This is a genomic window from Rania fehmarnensis (assembly GCF_056494185.1).
The window spans coordinates 2,769,564-2,787,547 of the sequence record NZ_CM151398.1 but is presented as its reverse complement, the minus strand read 5'-3'; the positions used below and the strand labels follow the sequence as shown (position 1 = coordinate 2,787,547).

The following is a 17,984-nucleotide window of genomic DNA, read 5'->3' as shown; positions in this document are numbered from 1 at the left end:
CTACATCATGTGCTGCGTAAATTGAGCAAGTTGGCCAAGACTAACTGGCCGACCTGTTGTCCACTGGAAAGGCCGGCCGTGTTGTCAAAGCTGAAGTGAATCCCGCCGTAGATCCGACTCATACCCGCTTCGTTGGCTGCCGCATCAAAGCTATCGAACGAACGCACCATCAAGGCAGAAACATCGTCCGAGGGTGGCCAGAGACCGGTGCTGCCTCGATCGGCTTGAGTCGAAAATGATAATGTGCCGAGTAGTCCAGTTAGCACCGCTGCGGCTGCTCCGCTGAACGTGCTATGGCCAGAAGTATAAGACGGGAACGAAGGACTAATCAGCAGCGGAGTCCAATTGCCATTGGCCGCAGTACCTGCGTTGCCATCGGTATCCGCCAAGCGGATCGCATCGATCGGTCGCCAAACATCGTAGGCATACTTGGCATCCCACGAGGCAATGCCCGCATCGGCCATGGCATAGTTCAACAGGGCCATCATCCGCGCGTTTTGTACCAAGGACTGATTCTGCTCCAAGCCCACGTCGATGGCGATTTGATTCCAATGCCCCGGTGGCGTGCTAGTGCCACCACCGTCGGCCCAGAATTTGGCAATTAAGGTTTGATCTTCCGTTCGGACCGAACTGCCATCTTCACCCAATTGCTTGACTTGATTAACCGCAGCCGCATACTCTGCGCTATCCAGCGCTGGAGGCGCCGATGGTCGGAACTGGTCTCCACTGCTCATGGCAAAGGGAGTTACATCGGGCCACTGAGGCAGTGTTGCTGCTGAGAAGTCGGGCGCCGTTGGGCGCCACTGTCCAGGTTGTGTACCGGGCGTATAGTTCGACGTGGCCGCCGAGCCATCGTTAGCTCGATTGGCCAACATAGCCGTAGCTGCTGATTCACCAATAGTGATTCCTAGTGACTTGGCCGAACCATCGGCAACCGTGGCCATGATCTCGGCCAAAGTCTCATCCCAGAGAATTAGTTGATCTTCCGAGTCATAGATCTGCGAAGCCACGCGATGCGCGGCCGTGGCCGCGGCAGCAACCGGTGACGCACCAACCTGCGCGGCTCCGTTTAACAGGTAACCTTCGTACTGCTGATCGATGGCGTTGATGGCTTCGAACATGGCCCCATGCACCATCGCCAGATACTTGGCCACCATCGGTGGTGGCGGTTTAATGAGCAAACCAGGAATATCCGCGGAAGGTGAGGTCGTATGCCGGACCGTTTCCAACATCACCGCGCTAAAACTGGTCACCGCATCGCCAAGTCGCACAATGCGCTCCGTGGCCAGCGAGCGACCACGCGGATCTGACACCGTAAATCGCAAATGCGTAATCGGCTGAGCCAATTGCAATGGTACGTTGAAGGCCCCGGTGGCGGTGGCAGTACCAGCAAACAACGTGGTGGCCTGTTCGCCCTCAAGCTGCTCGACCTTGATGTTCACATTGGGTGTCGAGGTTCCAGCATAAGCCACATCGGCCGCCAACACGACTTGATCGCGATTGCGGTCGCTCGCTTGAGTCAGTCCAACCTCCAGCGACGGCTCTACCGGGAACAAGTTGATCGCATTGATCACTTGCAGAGCATCCAAACCCGACATCTGACCGTCGCCGTTGGTGTCGCACAGCGCACCGGAGTAGTCAGAGGGTTTCGTCGCCGGCAGAACACGAATGCCGTTCTGATTGACATCGTTGATCACCAACAGCGCATCGAGCGGGACAACCGACCCGGAGCCATCAACGTCCATCGGTAGGATAGGATTCTGCCAATCGCTAGCAAACAGCTGTCGATCTTCCAAGCGTTCGATCGGTCGAATTGGCATCTTCAATGGAAACCTTTATGCGTATTCGTACACGCTCACTTCGTAGCGGAAGCCGTCAAGGCTTTCGAAAGCTTACGTTGATCTCCGCCGGTTGCATTACGCTCGAAATGCTTGACGCATTCCGCTACCTACGCATGCTCGAGATGCTTGACGCATTACGCTACTAGTTTAATCGGCACATTATACGGTCGTATTTGGGACAAAAATGTCACGCCAAAACGAAAAAAGCCGACTTCCCAGAAACTGGAAAGCCGGCTTCGATTTTTGATCAGCTCACCGCCGAAAAGCGATGAAGACTTGATATCAATTAGCCGCCGCAGCTGCTGCAACCACTGGCTGGAGCGCTGCATCCGCAGCCGGCGCTAACCGAAGCACCGCAGCTTCCACCGACGCTCACGCTGCCACCGCAACCGGTGGTGCATGGAACGCTGATGGTTTGTGGAACCATGATGCACTTCTGAACTTGAACTTCCTTCTGAACTTGGACTGGTACACATACGGTGTAGTCTTGGACCTTGTCTTCTTGGACAGTGTCATAGACGGTCACGGTGTAGGTGCGAGTCTTTTGTTCAGGAACGCAGACCGTTACGGTACGCTGACGGGTTTCCGTGTTGTAGGTGGTCTGAGGAACTTGACGAGTGCGTGCTTCGTCGACATAGTTGCAGAACTGAACCGTACGAGTACGGGTCTGAGCTTGCATGCTGCACTGTTGTTGTTGACGAGTGCGGGTTTCTTGACGGTACTTGGTCACGTTAACTGTACGGGTACGGGTTTCCATGCGGCACTTGGTAACCGTAATTGGACGGGTACGAGTTTCCATGCGGCACTTGGTGACGGTACGTGTACGAGTTTCAGGACGCGACTTGCAAACTGCAACTTGACGCATACGAGTTTCAGTGCGGCACTTGGTGACGGTCACTGGACGAGTACGGGTTTCGCTACGGCACAGAGACACGGTGTAGGTGTACTCTTGGGTGCTCATTTGGTTCTGATAGGTCGTAACCGGGATTTGCTCGGTGACGATGTTGGGAACCCAAACGCGACGGCAAACGGTCGTGGTCGCAGGAGCGCAGCCACCGCATGCAGGTGCTTCACCGCAACCGCCACATCCACCACCACAGCTGCCACAACCGCTGCTGCTTCCGCAACCGCCGCCACAGCCACTGCTGCTGCCACAACCGCTGCTGCTTCCACCGCAGCTGGTCGTCACAGGCATTTCGACTTGTTCAGTCTGATAGCTGCCCATGTCTTTGGTGCAGGTCTTGTAGGTCGTTACAGGAACGCGTGTGCAAACTTGACGAGTGCCAGTGCGTTGTTCGGTGTAAGGAACTTGTACCGTGTAAGTTTGTTCCATGGTTTCGGTGTAGGGCACATTGACCGTGTATGGCTGTTCAACCGTTTCGGTGTATGGGACGTTGACCGTGTAAGGAACTTCTTCGGTGTATGGAACCTGAGCGGTGTAGCTCTGTTCCACCGTTTCTTGATAAGGAACTTGAACCGTGTAAGGCTGTTCCACAGGCTCGGTGTAAGGAACCGTGACAGTGTAAGGAACGTCGACAGTTGTGTAGACAGGGACGTTAACTGTGTATGATTCTTCGCGGGATTCCATCTTGGGGACGCGAACCGTATAGGTCTGCTCGACCATGGTGGTCATAGGCACTTGGACCGTGTAATCTTCGGTCTTCTGCTGCTGAACCATCTCGGTGTAGTTTTGAGTCTTTTCTTCCGTGCGCGGGACTTGTCGGCTAACCTTGTAGGTGCGCTGACGGGTTTCTTGCTGATACTGAGTCACTGTAACCATTTGGGTTTCAGTTACATACTGAGGGACCATGATGGTCTTTTCGGTGTACTGGGTGCAGCCACCACAGCTGCTCTCACCACCACCGCAGGAGCTACAGCCACTGCTAACTTCAGAGCCGCCACAGCTACTACACTGGGCGTTGATGGTACCGGCCGAGCACAGAGTGGCGGCGAGGCCCATCGCAAACAGGAACGGGCGAAACTTCATGAGGAACTCCTCTCGAGGAACGAATGGCCACGCGGCCAGCCCAAAGCACAACGTCGCCATGACTACTTGTCCTGACGACACCTAAAAGTACGGTAATGCTAGAATCTATGTTGCGGTTCTAGGGTGTCAATACACAGATACTGAGCAAGTTGGCAAAAAGAGGCAAACTTTAACGCCCAGGCAAAATTTTCCGGCCCGGTAGACTCGAGAGTTGCTTCGGTCGCACGCACTTGCTCGGGGTGTTCTGCGTTTGATCCAAGTTGGGTAGAGTGTAGCCTCGCATTGCGCGAATGGGAGTAGGGCGATCCTAAAATTCTGCTAATTTCCGCCGACTACCTAACCGTTAAAGTCTATCGGGCTGTTTTGCCGCATTGTGGCCTTGCGAAATGGTGGCTTGGGGAGTCGTAGCCGATCTCGCCAGAGATTGGATGACTCCAACGTGATGCATCCAAAGTCTGGCGACTTCGGCTACGGAGTTGTGGCCGATCTCGCCAGAGATTGGATGATTACAAAGTGACGCATCCAAAGTCTGGCGACTTCGGCTACGGAGTTGTGGCCGATCTCGCGAGAGATTGGATGATTACAAAGTGATGCATCCAAAGTCTGGCGACTTCGGCTGCGGAGTTGTGGCCGATCTCGCCAGAGATTGGATGATTACAAAGTGACGCATCCAAAGTCTGGCGACTTCGGCTACGGGGGCCTAGCGGCTACGGGCTATACGAGCAAAGGCCGCTCCTTGACATTGCTGTAATTGCAACAGGCTCCTATACTTAAGGCAGAGAAGTTCTGAAAGATTCATTGATCGGCCCGAGGATTGCCCCGGTGCTTCGATCGTTGCAAGCAGGGAGCGGTCACTTGTCGCCTAAGAATAAGGTGCTCTGGGTCGGACCAGCATCGGAACAGGCGTTTCCGGCAGGCCAGCTGGCTGAGCACTTCGATATAGAGCAAGTTGAATCGCCGCTAGAAGCTGTCACCCAGCTAGCACAAGGTGACTATAGCGGCGTTTTCCTACATGGCAGCACGCTGGCTGCTGAAACCAACGTGGTGCGGATGCTGCAAAGCGAACGCATCCTGGACGGTATGCCCGACGGTGTGGCCTTGGTCACCTCCGAAATGAACATCACCTGGGCCAATCGCTGTATGCGATCGTGGTGTACTCAAGTGGAAGTCGTGGGCCAAAACTTCTACGCCTCACTGGGTAACCCTGAAATCATGGGGCCGGATTTCTGTCCGTTTCACACGGCCCTGGCCACCGGTAATCCTAGCAGCAGTACGCTGCAAACGTCAGACTTCAAGTACTACCAAGTCCACGTCGCGCCACTCCCGGGTGCCGCATCGGATCAAGCTGCACTGGTGGCCACCGTCAGCGACATTACCGCTGAGATCGTTCAGCAGCAAAAGCTGGCGGCCATTCACCAAGCCGGACAGAAACTGACGGATCTCAAGCCCGATGAAATTTTTGCGATGGATACCAACGCGCGTATCGATCTGCTCAAAGACAATATACGGCATTACACACGCGACTTACTAAATGTCGAAGTGATCGAAATCCGTTTGCTAGAACAAACGACCTCCAACCTTTTGCCGCTGCTGAGCGTTGGTATCGATCAGCAAGCGGCCGACCGCAAACTCTTTGCTCGCCCTCAGGGCAATGGCGTTACCGGTTATGTGGCTGCCACGGGGCACAGCTACCTGTGCGAAGATGCCAGCCAAGATCCTTTGTACCTGGAAGCATTTAAAGGGGCTCGCAGTTCGCTGACGGTGCCCATCCTGCTGCACGAACAGGTCATTGGCACGATCAACGTCGAGAGCCCGCGCACCTGTGCGTTCAACGCCAGCGATATGCAGTTCCTGGAGATCTTCGCCCGCGACGTCGCGGTAGCCCTTAATACACTTGAACTCCTGGTTGCCCAGAAGAACAACACGGCCCAACAAAGTTGTGAAGCGATTCACAGCGCCGTAGCGCTGCCGGTCGACCATATCCTGTTGGATGCTGTCAACGTGATCGAGCGCTACATCGGCCACGATCCCGAAGTTGTACAGCGTCTGCAGCGGATCGTGCAGAATGCTCGCGATATTAAGCGCGTCATCCAGCAGATCGGCCAACGCATGGCTCCCGTGGAAGCGGTGCCCGCCGGCGTAACTCAGCAACAGCATGCCAAGCTGCGCGGCAAGCGCATCTTGGTGGTCGACGCCGATGCCGCCGTCCGCAATGATGCTCACAACCTGCTCGAACGTTATGGCTGTGTCATCGAAACGGCCAGTTCGGGTGATGAAGCCGTACTGCTCTTCCGCAACAGTGGCCTCGATACCTTCTATGATGTAGTCATCTCAGATATCAAGTTACCGGACTATAGCGGTTATCAATTGATGCTGCGACTGCAGGCCATGCAGGAGCAAGTGCCTATGATCCTCATGACCGGTTATGGTTATGACCCCGGTCATTCGATTGTGAAAGCTCGTCAAGCTGGGCTGCATCCCAAGGCGCTTCTTTACAAACCCTTCCGCATCACCCAACTGATCAATGTCGTCGAGACAATCCTCGACTGCTATCAACCCCAAGTAGCTTAGAGCCATCGACCGATCGCCCTGTGCTGCTTACCGCCCCGTGATGCCATCGCACCCATGATCAAGTTCGCCGTGCTTGCCGTGCTCGTGTTGCTTGGTCATGTGGGATGGTGGGTCTTCTGTTACAACCGCATCAACTCGACAGCCCTGCCGCGTCGCTTCATCAAGCGTTGCGAGATCGCGATCATCTTACTGATCATCACGATACCAATCGTGATGGCTGCCACGCATACCAGCATGCTCTTATCCATGATGCGTGGAGAAGCCACCGGTGTGTACGCTCCGGTGCTGACCTTGTGGAGCATCTGGTCGATCGGCTGTGTGATTGTGCTGGGACCCATCTGGCTTGAGTCGCGATTGTGGTTGATACCTCCAAGTAACTTGAGTCACCAGCATTTCGAAAGTGTTGAAGTGGGTGCCGAGACCGGCAAGCCGATGACAGGCAAGTGGATCTCGCATGCGGCCAGGCGACTGCCCCTGAACGAAATCACTCGCTTGTCGGTAACTCGCAAAACGCTGGAGCTGGAACGCGAGTTTCCTACTGCCTGGCGTCAGTTGACCATTGGCCATATGTCCGACTTGCACTTCACCGGTCAGCTCACACCCGCCTATTACCATTACATGATCGATCGCATGGTCGCGCTCAAGCCCGATCTATTGGTGATCACTGGCGACATTATCGACAAGGATCATTGTCTGGATTGGATCGCCCCGATCTTGGGTCGCCTGACGGCGCCACTTGGTCGCTACTTCGTGTTCGGCAATCACGAGTGCCGCATTAAGAGTATCGCGGCAGCCTCCGAGCGCATGCAGCAGATTGGCTGGGTCGACTTGGGACAAGCCGATGCCGTGATCAATCCAGCGTCACTGGACATCGAGGCGGAGTTGATCGCAGGCCGACCTTGCATCACGCTGGTAGGCAATGAACTGCCTTGGTATCAGCGACATGCTGGCGACTATTGGCAATCGGGTCCGCTCAGCGACAGTGCCGCTCAGCATACTTTGAAGCTTGGCCTGGCTCACAGCCCCGATCAACATTCTTGGGCGCGGTCGCTGGGATTAGATTTATTATTGGCTGGTCACACGCACGGCGGCCAGGTGCGCATCCCAGGTATTGGTCCGCTCATCTCGCCCAGTCGCTATGGCAGCCGGTTTGCGTCGGGTGTGTTTCGCTTGCCGCCGACGCTGATGCACGTCTCGCGCGGCCTGGCCGGGACCCAGCCCTTGCGCTGGCGCTGCCCGCCGGAGATCAGCCTGTTGACAGTTCGTCCCCGAACATCACAACGCGACGCATAAGACGCGAGCCACCGAACCTTGGCCTTGCACTGACCGTCTTGACTATCGACCGGGCAAATCGTAACTTCGTGGGTGGACACCCTGGGGTGTGGTGTAATGGTAGCACAGCAGATTCTGGATCTGCTTGTTGGGGTTCGAGTCCCTGCACCCCAGCTAATCTAAGCACGTGGACACATCCAATTCGGGATTAGGGCACTCTTCGTGTCAGGGCAAACTAAGCCCCGAACCAACTAAAGATGCTAATAAAGAGAATCTGGGAGGCTCTGCGGACTACTCCAGCCAAATCCTACGATCTTGACAACAATACCGACTAGCAGCCCCACCAACGGTGGTTTGTGCCAACCACTTTCCTCGATTCCTGTTTGTGCCCTAATCCCGAATTGGATGTGTCCACGTGCTTACTAGAGTCGTAACTTCTATGCCCGAGACTCGCTCATGCCCGCACCTGCTTTCGCTCGATCCCTTGTGGCTATTCTGTCGTTTGGTTGTGCGTGCCTGGTTGACCCATGCCCGGCCTGGTCCCAGAGCTTTACGCCACTTTCGCTAAACGGGACCTATAGTCAAGGACTGACGTCATGGACTGGCGTAAGGGCTGTGACCACTGCCGCTTTTCCGCAAGCTTATCATGGTTATGATGTGCGCGGAGAGGTGATCTATGGTGGCAGCATGCTGCGTTTGCCCGGCACTGCTTACGCTTATCAGATTGTGCCGCTCAGTGGCGACTCGCAGTATCATTTGCTCAACTGCGCTGCATATAAGCAACGCCTCTCGGGCGCTGGCCCATTGGGCTGGGCGGGTATGGGCATTATTTATTATGACGCCCAGTGGGGCGTGATTGATGAATATGAACAGCAGTTCTTCACGGCTTATCCCTCCGATCGAGAGTCGCCGTTTCGTCCTTGCTCGCTGGGGATACGAGTGCCTGTCGATGCAGCCTATGCGATTATGTGGGTTGCCAACGATGGCCCCAACACTCAAGCATTCGTTGACGATTTTAAGCTGTACGATTATCAAAAATCGCCGCTGAGTACAAACCTGTTGGCATTTGATGGTTCGACGATCCCCATCACTTTTGACGACGATCAGGGCGAGTTAGTCTCGATGAGTGGCTTGCAGTTCTGGTCGCTCGATGGTTTTGTGGACACCGCCTCTGGATACATCGGCAACGTTGGCCAGGCGAGTTGGATCGCGCAGGAAGTAGTCCTCGCGGCCAACGATACTTGCAACGTTTCGCTATACAACGTCAACGAAAACAACTCGAGCGTCTTGCCCAACTTCGGCGTTGATTATTTTGACGCCAATTGGAACCGCATCTCCGGTGTGTACCGCACGGCCAGCCCCAGCGGCGAAATTGATTTCTCCAGCACCGCTCCGCCTCGTACTGCTCACACGATTGTCTGGGTCTGGGTCAGGCCGTTAGCGGCTGGCGAAGCACCTGTTGGCCCCGTTATCGTGCAAGCCACCCTCACGGGCTCCAACCTCCCGCGAACCTAAGAAAAGCATACGGCATTTAACTGCTGAATTGCGAAGGGTTTTCTCCTACTCCTACTCCTACTCGCCGAGTTTTCGAGTAGGAGTAGGAGTAGGTGCAATCATGCACGACGCTTTCTAAGTTCAAGGGGTGATACGATGCACAGGTCGCTTGCGGTTCTACTGGCATGTTGGTGTGCCCTTTCCTGTGAACCTGAGTCACTGAGCGGGCAGGATCACCTGGGCAATGCCGTCGGCTGGGGCGCCACTGAAGAAATCTACTCCAGCCAGCCGTGGCGCGATCGGCTTGAGGTCTCACCTGAACAGTATCTGAATTTAAAACAAGTTATCGAGAACCCAGAGTTTGAAAGAAAACGACGCGCCTTAGCGCGGGACACATCTTTTGATGGGTTCGTCGCGGTGCCCAACAATCCCGCGATGGACAAGTTCGTCATCGAATCTGTGAAGGACATCTTGTTGCCCGAACAGCTTTCGTTAAGACGGCGTCTGTACCTTCGTGAGCAGTTTCCTTCGCCTTTGTCTGTGCTGAGCGGAGAGCCTCTGCAATGCTTGTTTGAAGACCAATCGAAACGGGTGCTTGAACTATTGCCTGAGGCACTGAAGGCAGTTGATACCAGTAACCGCGCCGACATTCAAAAGCACTTGCAAGACCTATTCGAAAGATTTCCGCATCTGAAAGTTAAATGGATCAAAGCTTTCGGTCCCATCTCAGCAGACTCCATGGAAGGATTTAAGGTCGAGTCGCTGGGTATTCTGGACTGTACAGCTGGACGGTTCGTTTTAATCATAGCAAAGGTGTGCTCCGGGACGCGGTCCATCCCGTTTGCCGACAAAATCTCAGACAAGCAACAGCAAGACATCGAGGCTCTTCATCGGAATATTCTCAAACACTCCTCCGACCCCAACTTTCCGCTGGACAAGGTAGCGATTGACGGTGTTCGCCAAATACTCAATGAGAAACAATTTGCCAGCATCATACTTGCGCTTCATTTGGGAGAGCTTCATCAGAGCTTTCCCTTAGATGGCCGCCGTGTTATTCAGTATTTGGAAGTCCGTCCTGAGGACATGGATGCTTACCTGGAGGCGTGCTCGAAATACAAAGCCGCTTATCTCCAGGCCAAGCTCAAAAGAGATGTAGAGGCGTTCAGTAAGTTGGTGGGCAAGTTGAATGATCGAGAAAAAGCCAGCCAAATCAAGGCTCTGTTCGATGGCGTATGGGAAGCTGAATTACAGCGTTAATTGTCGATTCAAGGGACCGATACCGTGAAGCCAACACGTTTGAACTTGCTGGCGACTCTCATCGCTTTGGTAGCAATCGGGATTCTGGCTCGCTTTTATGTAGATACCGATGGGGTCGAGTTAGACAGCGAGCCACCGACTTCCAGTGTTATAGCTCAACCAACTGCACAGATCTCTAGCTACTTCATCTTTGACAATGGCGATCCGCATGATGGTATGCGCGGTAGTCAGTTTTATGGTGGTCAACATAAGCTGGGTATCAGAAAAATTGTGCTCACGAATTTGCCCGATCGCACGTCCGATTTTCTTGCCATCGCTAATCAGTGGGAAGAACGCCAAAGGTATCTTGAATCCCAGGGTAAGTCCTTAGATCTGCAGACCGATTGCTGGCAAGTTCGAATCATTGACCATGGACAAGTCAATGGCCAGCAGCGTGCATCGGTGGTGGCGATGTTGGGCCGCCCCTAAGCGCAGGCGTCGGTTGCCCTTCCTCGTTTAACCCGTGGCCGCCAGGCTAGGTGAACCCGCTAACCAGTCTCTGCCTAATTCATAGAAGTAGCGATGGTTAGAGGGTGCACCTCGCCTGGCGGCTACGGGTTAAACGATGTTGCAGGCGAGGTGAACCCACTAACCAATCTCTGCCTAATTCATAGAAGTAGCGATGGTTAGAGGGTGCACCTCGCCTGGCGGCTACGGGTTAAACGATGGTGGCTGGCCGATGCGGTCATGGATGGCATTTGAACGACGCCGACGATTTTCGAGTGTACAATGCTCAGCGGCCGTAGTCATTCCTCCAACTCTTCGGGAGTCAATCCATGACACGTGAAAAAGCCTCTGACTTCGATCAACGTTTGCTCGATCTATACGATGATTATGCGCACGGTCGAGTTGATCGACGCGACTTCTTGCAGCGCGCGGCGATGTTCGCAGCCGCTGGCGTTTCGGCGGAAGCCATCCTGGCACGCTTGACTCCGAACTACGCCTACGCTCAACAGGTTCCAGCTGATGATCCACGCATCAAAGTCGAACGGGCCACCTATGAATCGCCCAAAGGTGGCGGCAAGATCACCGGACTGCTGGCGCGTCCCGCCAAGGCCGACGGCAAGCTACCAACCGTGCTGGTCATTCACGAAAATCGCGGGCTGAATCCCTACATCGAAGATGTGGCGCGACGCTTGGGCGCTGCCGGCTTTTTGGCGTTGGCGCCGGATGCGTTGTCGCCTTTGGGTGGTTACCCAGGCAGTGACGACGAAGGCCGTACAATGCAGGCCAAACGCAAACCCGATGAAATGCTGGAAGACTTCATCGCTGGCGCGCAATACCTGGCCAAACACGCCGATGGCAATGGAAAAGTTGGCGCAGTTGGTTTCTGCTATGGAGGCGGTGTGACCAACCAACTAGCCGTGCGCATACCCGATGTCATCAGCGCAGCCGTGCCGTTCTATGGTCGTCAACCGGCCAAAGATGATGTAGCCAAGATCAAAGCGCCGCTGCTGATCCACTACGCGGAACTGGACACGCGCATCAACGACGGCTGGCCTGATTACGAAGCCGCTCTGAAAGCTGCTGGTGCCAAGTACACCGTGCACATGTACCCCAAAGTCAACCACGGCTTCCACAACGACACCACCCCACGCTACGACGAAGCCGCCGCCAAACTCGCCTGGGATCGAACACTCGATTTCTTCAAGGCTAACCTGAGCTAACGTGAGGTGGACCCGCTAACCACTCTCTGCCTTGTCGTTTAACCCGTGGCCGCTAGGCTAGGTGAACCTGCTAACCAATCTCTGCCTAATCCATAGTAGCAATGTTGGTTAGAGGGTGCGCCTCGCCTGACGGCTACGGGTTAAACGAGGTGAACCTGCTAACCAATCTCTGCCCAATAGAAGCAATGTTGGTTAGAGGGTGCGCCTCGCCTGACGGCTACGGGTTAAACGAGGTGAACCCGCTAACCAAATGCATGCATATCCATAGAAGCAATGTTGGTTAGAGGGTACGCCCCGCCTGGCGGTTACGGGTTAAACGAAATTTTCAGCAGACGTACTTGCCGATGAATCTTTAATTGCAATGATGATTAGGGGCATAATCCATAGAAGCAATGATGGGTTAGACGGTGCGCCTCGCCTGCGCGGCTACGGGTTAAACGATAATATCGCTTGAACGTCGAGAGGGGGCTGGGATGGTACACGGTTACCATATGGTCTTGAGCGCGTATGGGTTTTGGTTACCCAACGACCTCCGCGGCTCTATGTCTCGCAAGGTGTATTCGAATCAACTGGCTAAGTTAGGTGAAGCTCATAGAACTGTCGAGCGAACGGACGTTGAACCTGATCAGTATCAGGCTTGGCGGCGGACAGCTGTTGAAAATCTACAATATCCCTCGGTCCGTTTTTCGGGGTCGCAAGCATTTGAAATAGCGATGGCCATTGGCACGTTCGCACACAACTCTCGCCTCGCCATTTGGGCTTTCTCCATCCTGGAAGAACATTTGCATATGGTCTTAGGACGGTTTCGCTACAAGATGGAGTTGGTCGCCAATCAACTCAAGGGTGAGGCTTCGCGCAGTTTAATTGAGAAAGAGATTCATCCGCTAAGTGACTTTCCGAATGAAGATGGTTCGCTGCCTGGCATGTGGAGCGAGGGACAGTGGATCGTCTATCTCGACTCCGAAGAAGCGATTGAAAACGCTATTCGATACGTTGAAGACAACCCATTGCGCGAAGGAAAAAAACGCCAACGTTGGTCCTTCGTGCAACCCTTTGAAGGCATCCCCAAAGGCGGCTGGCTAACCTACCACTAGTCCTCGTTTAACCCGTGGCCGTTGGGCTAGGTGAACCTGCTAACCAATCTTTGCCTTGTCGTTTAACCCGTGGCCGTTAGGCTAGGTGAACCCGCTAACCAATCTTTGCCCAATAGAAGCAATGTTGGTTAGAGGGTGCGCCTCGCCTGGCGGCTACGGGTTAAACAAGGCGAACCTGCTAATCAATCCCCAGCCCAATCCATAGAAGCAATGTTGGTTAGAGGGTGCGCCTCGCCTGGCGGCTACGGGTTAAACGAGGTGAACCTGCTAACCAATCTCTGCCCAATCCATAGAAGCAATGTTGGTTAGAGGGTGCGCCTCGCCTGGCGGCTACGGGTTAAACGAGGTGAACCTGCTAACCAATCTCTGCCCAATCCATAGAAGCAATGTTGGTTAGAGGGTGCGCCTCGCCTGGCGGCTACGGGTTAAACGAGGTGAACCTGCAAACAATCTCTGCCTAATCCATAGAAGCAATGTTGGTTAGAGGGTGCGCCTCGCCTGGCGGCTACGGGTTAAACAAGGTGAACCTGCTAATCAATCCCCAGCACAATCCATAGAAGCAATGTTGGTTAGAGGGTGCTCCTCGCCTGGCGGCTACGGGTTAAACGAGGTGAACCTGCTAACCAATCTCTGCCTAATCCATAGAAGCAATGTTGGTTAGAGGGTGCTCCTCGCCTGGCGGCTACGGGTTAAACGATGCAGATGCTACATCCGATGGCTACTAAGCGAGTGGCCAGTGTTTGCCGAGGGCGGCTTTTTGATGAGCGACCAGTTCTTTGATGCCGGACTTGGCTAACTTGATCATGGCGGCCAGTTGGTCATCGTCGAAGGTGGATTCTTCACCAGTGCCCTGCAATTCCACAAAGCGGCCGCTGCCGGTCATGACTATGTTCATGTCGACTTCAGCATCCACATCTTGCTCGTAATTCAAATCGAGCACCGGTTTGCCTTTGACAATCCCTACGCTCACGGCGGCGATACTATCAGTAATGGGATGCGGACCAAGTTTGCCTGAGCCGAATTCAGCCTGCAGCGCATCGACCAGCGCAATAAAACCGCCAGTGATGCTGGCCGTGCGTGTGCCGCCATCAGCTTGCAGCACGTCACAGTCGACCGTGACCATGCGTTCGCCGAGTTTATCCAAATCGACAATGGCGCGCAGGCTGCGGCCGATCAAGCGTTGAATCTCGGTCGTGCGACCATCGACCTTGCCCGCTCGCTCGCGAGCCTTGCGTTGGTTGGTGCTATGCGGCAGCATGTTGTACTCGGCCGTCACCCAGCCGCGACCTTTGCCGACCATCCAGGGTGGTACCTTGCCCTCGACACTCGCCGTACACAAGACGATCGTTTCACCGCACTGATACAGCACGCTACCGGGACTGCTCTTGGTGAATTTGCGGCGAATTTTTACAGGTCGGACAGCTTGTGCCACACTGGATGCTTTCTAAGTGATTAATCTTCGACGCAAGTTTCCACGAAACGAGCCAATTTATGGAAGTCGCTGCCAGGTTCGATGAAGCGAACTTTCGTGACCAACGTCTTGGGATCGATCAGTTCATCAAAGTTCACGAAGTGAATGTTTAACTGACCGCCTACTGAAACCATGTAGCCGTTGAGCTGCTTTTCGACCAGTGCTCGAAAGGCGCCGACACCGATCTGCGATCCGAGCATAACATCGAAAGCGTGCGGTATGGCACAGCGAGACTCGTAACCCAGTTGCAGCCCAGTTACTTTACGAGACTTGCCGGTCTTGGCCTTGTACGCGTCGGAGACCAACTTCGATAACATCTTGCCCAAGTTGACCGAGGCTACCGAGATGTGACCGTGGTCATCGCGAGGAATACCCTCCAGATACTTGTAGGGTAAATACTCGGCCATGCCTTCGGCGACCACAATCACACCATAGGGTCGCTTTTGTTTTTCGCGCGTGATCATCATCCTTACCATGCGCTCGACCATCTTGTCGACCAGCATGATAGGACGAGTGCGTTTCGATCCGTCGGGCTCGGTTACCGTTTCTTCGCTGCGATATTCGCCGGCGACGTCTTCAACACTCAGCACCATGCAGGCTTCGCCCGCGATGGCTGCACCATACGCCAGCCAACCCGCGCTGCGGCCCATGGCTTCGCACAGAAAATAGGCTTGGCTGGCCGCAGCATCATAGTTCAAGTTGCGCATTTCACTGGCCAACGTTTCGACGGCTGTGAAATAACCGAAGGTAAAGTCGATGCCCATGTAATCGTTATCGATCGTCTTGGGCAAATGCACTACCGGCATCCGCTTCTCGCCAGGGGCCAGGCTGTCTTGATATAGCTTCATCTTGTTGGCGGTCTTGAGCGTATCATCACCGCCGATAGAAATCAGTGCGTCGACCTCGAGTGAGCGCAGAGCTGCGTAGACGCGCTTCAGAGGCGCAACGCGCTCCGGATCTTTTAAGTGCTCGGGAGCCGAAACGCTCTTGCCGGGATTAGTACGCGCTGTACCGATCATAATGCCTTGCGAAGTGCGGGCATGGTGCAATTGGTCGAGCGTAATGCGCAAGTAATCATCGCCCTCCTTGAGCTCGCGGCTGGGATCAAAATCGATTAGCTTTGAATAACCGTGCTTGATGCCCAGCACTTCGATACCCGCGTTCAGAAACGCATAGGCTGCAGTCGAGATAACTGCATTGGCGCCCGGTGCCGGTCCACCGGCAAACAACATCGCCACACGTTTGATTTGCGACATAGTGGTTAACTAAAGACCAGTTCTAGGTTAGAGAGGTGCACGTATCTTGAGCGCTCATCGCCTGAGCGCATCGCCAGGGTCCGCAGACTTTACTTGGCAGATGCCAGTAGTTCGCGTTCGACCCATTTCGTATCCACTTCGCCAGCGGCGAAAGTAGGATGACGCAGAACTTGTTGTTGGAAACTGGCCGTCGTACTGATGCCGACGATTTGCAGTTCGTCCAAAGCCCGCAGCATACAAGCGATCGCTTCTTCGCGCGTGGGTTTGTGGACGATCAGTTTTCCGATCATCGAATCGTAATAGGGTGGCACGGTGTAGCCCGACATGGCATGCGAATCAAATCGCACACCCAAACCGCCCGGAGCAAACATACTTTGAATCTTGCCTGGGCAAGGTTGAAAGTTCTTGCTGGGATCTTCAGCGTTAATGCGGCATTCGATCGAAGCGCCACGCAACTGCACATCGGATTGCTTGAACGGTAGTGGCTCGCCGGCGGCCACGCGAATTTGCGTTTGAATCAAGTCGATACCGGTTACCATTTCCGTGACTGGATGTTCGACTTGAATGCGAGCGTTGACTTCTATGAAGTAAAAGTTGTCTTGCTGGTCGACGATGAATTCAACGGTACCCGCGTTGTAGTAATTGGCAGCTTTGATCAGACGCACCGCAGCTTCGCAAATGCCTTTGCGCGTGGCGGCAGGCAAGCGTGGCGAGGGACTTTCTTCGATCAACTTCTGATGGCGGCGTTGCACCGAGCAATCGCGCTCGAACAAATGGCAGACGTTGCCATGTTTGTCGGCGATGATTTGCACTTCGACGTGTCGAGGTCGATCGATAAAACGCTCGAGGTAGACGCCCGCGTTACCAAAGGCGGCTTGGGCTTCGGCTTGGGCTTGTTGCAACGCGGTGCGCAGCGATTGCTCATTGGGAGCGACGCGCATGCCTTTGCCACCGCCGCCGGCAGTGGCTTTGATCAAGACCGGGTAACCGATCTCGCGCGCGGCCATGACCGCTTCTTCTTCATCGGCCACCAGGCCATCGCTGCCAGGCACCACTGGTACCTTGGCCTGCTTGGCCATCTCGCGAGCGCTTTGCTTGTCACCCAAGCGTTCCATGGCCTCGGGTGAAGGACCAATGAAGTCAATTTCGTTGCTGCGAACGACTTCATTGAAGTGGGAATTCTCGGCTAAGAAGCCGTATCCCGGGTGGATGGCATCAGCGCCGCTGATTTCTGCAGCGCTGATGATATTGTTGATATTCAAGTAGCTTTCAGCAGACTTGGCTCGGCCAATGCAGACGGCCTGATCGGCCAGACGAACATGGGCAGAGTCGCGATCGGCTTCGCTGTAGACAGCGACCGATGCGATTCCGAGTTCTTTGCAAGCTCTAACCACGCGCAGAGCAATCTCTCCGCGGTTGGCGATTAATATGCGGCTATACATAGTTCCAAAAGTTAACCGCGGGTATCCACCTTGAACAGGGGACGACCGAAGTCCACTGGCTGCTCATTTTCAACCAGTACCGCCACGATGGTACCCCTTACTTCTGCTGGGATTTCGTTGAAGACCTTCATCGCTTCGATGATGCAGATGGTGGTATCGGCTGCCACGGCCGAGCCCACCTTTACAAAAGCTTCGCTCTTAGGATTGGGCCGATTGTAAAAAGTCCCTACCATTGGCGACTTGATGATCGCAATATGCGGTCCATCGGCGTCCGCGGCAGCCGCACTGGCAGGGGCGGCAGGAGCGACTGCGGCCGGCACGGCCATGGGGGCGGCAACTGCCGGGGCCATCAGGGGAGCCACTCCGCCTCGCACCAACCGAATCTGCTGCTCCGACTGTTTCAGATCGACTTCGCTGAGGTCATATTCCTTCATCAAGTCGATGAGCCGTCGAATCCTATCCACGTTGAAGACATCTTCATTTCCAGCCGAAGAATCTGCCATTTATGTGCCTTTGGATCAAGTTTGCGGAGTTTGGCCGAAGCAGCGCATTTGCGCTCCCTCGCCTGCGGCTACGGGTTAAACAAATTCATG

The 17,984-nt window shown here is 54.6% G+C and carries 13 protein-coding genes and 1 tRNA gene; 8 read left to right on the top strand and 6 right to left on the bottom strand.

Annotated features, from left to right (window positions below):
• Positions 1-5: 5 nt before the first annotated feature.
• Both SH573x_RS09405 and SH573x_RS09400 read right to left on the bottom strand, forming a co-directional pair.
• Positions 6-1,820 (bottom strand): dockerin type I domain-containing protein, encoded by a 1,815-nt coding sequence (locus SH573x_RS09405; protein ID WP_479356684.1) that lies wholly within the window; start codon positions 1,818-1,820, stop codon positions 6-8.
• 307 nt (positions 1,821-2,127) lie between these two features.
• Positions 2,128-3,828 carry a hypothetical protein gene (locus SH573x_RS09400; RefSeq protein ID WP_479354444.1) on the bottom strand — a complete coding sequence of 567 codons (1,701 nt, stop codon included), beginning with the start codon at positions 3,826-3,828 and terminating at the stop codon, positions 2,128-2,130.
• 921 nt (positions 3,829-4,749) lie between these two features.
• Between SH573x_RS09400 and SH573x_RS09395 the strand changes: the two genes are divergently transcribed.
• The 8 genes from SH573x_RS09395 to SH573x_RS09360 all read left to right on the top strand — a co-directional run bounded on the left by SH573x_RS09395 (position 4,750) and on the right by SH573x_RS09360 (position 13,222).
• Positions 4,750-6,399: a response regulator gene (locus SH573x_RS09395; protein WP_479356683.1), complete on the top strand. Its 1,650-nt coding sequence runs from the start codon at positions 4,750-4,752 to the stop codon at positions 6,397-6,399.
• A 54-nt stretch (positions 6,400-6,453) separates the two neighbouring features.
• Entirely contained in the window at positions 6,454-7,692 is a 1,239-nt protein-coding gene (locus tag SH573x_RS09390; protein ID WP_479354442.1) for a metallophosphoesterase, read from the top strand.
• An 82-nt stretch (positions 7,693-7,774) separates the two neighbouring features.
• Positions 7,775-7,845: transfer RNA gene (locus SH573x_RS09385), tRNA-Gln, on the top strand.
• Positions 7,846-8,127: 282 nt separating this feature from the next.
• A complete protein-coding gene (locus SH573x_RS09380) occupies positions 8,128-9,186 on the top strand; it encodes a hypothetical protein (protein WP_479354440.1) in 1,059 nt (352 codons plus the stop codon).
• 135 nt (positions 9,187-9,321) lie between these two features.
• Positions 9,322-10,422: a hypothetical protein gene (locus tag SH573x_RS09375; RefSeq protein WP_479354439.1), complete on the top strand. Its 1,101-nt coding sequence runs from the start codon at positions 9,322-9,324 to the stop codon at positions 10,420-10,422.
• Between the two features lie 24 nt (positions 10,423-10,446).
• Complete coding sequence (locus SH573x_RS09370; protein WP_479354437.1) at positions 10,447-10,890, top strand: hypothetical protein; 444 nt, start codon at positions 10,447-10,449, stop codon at positions 10,888-10,890.
• 347 nt (positions 10,891-11,237) lie between these two features.
• Positions 11,238-12,128, top strand: a complete 891-nt coding sequence (locus SH573x_RS09365; protein ID WP_479354435.1) for a dienelactone hydrolase family protein — start codon at positions 11,238-11,240, stop codon at positions 12,126-12,128.
• Positions 12,129-12,841: 713 nt separating this feature from the next.
• Positions 12,842-13,222, top strand: a complete 381-nt coding sequence (locus SH573x_RS09360; protein ID WP_479354433.1) for a transposase — start codon at positions 12,842-12,844, stop codon at positions 13,220-13,222.
• Between the two features lie 721 nt (positions 13,223-13,943).
• On the opposite strand, the gene rph is transcribed toward SH573x_RS09360, so the two are convergent.
• The 4 genes from rph to accB all read right to left on the bottom strand — a co-directional run bounded on the left by rph (position 13,944) and on the right by accB (position 17,894).
• Positions 13,944-14,654 (bottom strand): ribonuclease PH, encoded by a 711-nt coding sequence (gene rph, locus SH573x_RS09355; protein WP_479354432.1) that lies wholly within the window; start codon positions 14,652-14,654, stop codon positions 13,944-13,946.
• Between the two features lie 20 nt (positions 14,655-14,674).
• Positions 14,675-15,949, bottom strand: coding sequence for a 6-phosphofructokinase (locus SH573x_RS09350; RefSeq protein ID WP_479354430.1), 1,275 nt, complete (start codon positions 15,947-15,949; stop codon positions 14,675-14,677).
• Between the two features lie 89 nt (positions 15,950-16,038).
• Positions 16,039-17,391 (bottom strand): acetyl-CoA carboxylase biotin carboxylase subunit, encoded by a 1,353-nt coding sequence (gene accC / locus SH573x_RS09345; protein ID WP_479354428.1) that lies wholly within the window; start codon positions 17,389-17,391, stop codon positions 16,039-16,041.
• Between the two features lie 11 nt (positions 17,392-17,402).
• Positions 17,403-17,894, bottom strand: coding sequence for an acetyl-CoA carboxylase biotin carboxyl carrier protein (gene accB / locus SH573x_RS09340; protein WP_479354426.1), 492 nt, complete (start codon positions 17,892-17,894; stop codon positions 17,403-17,405).
• Between the last annotated feature and the right edge of the window lie 90 nt (positions 17,895-17,984).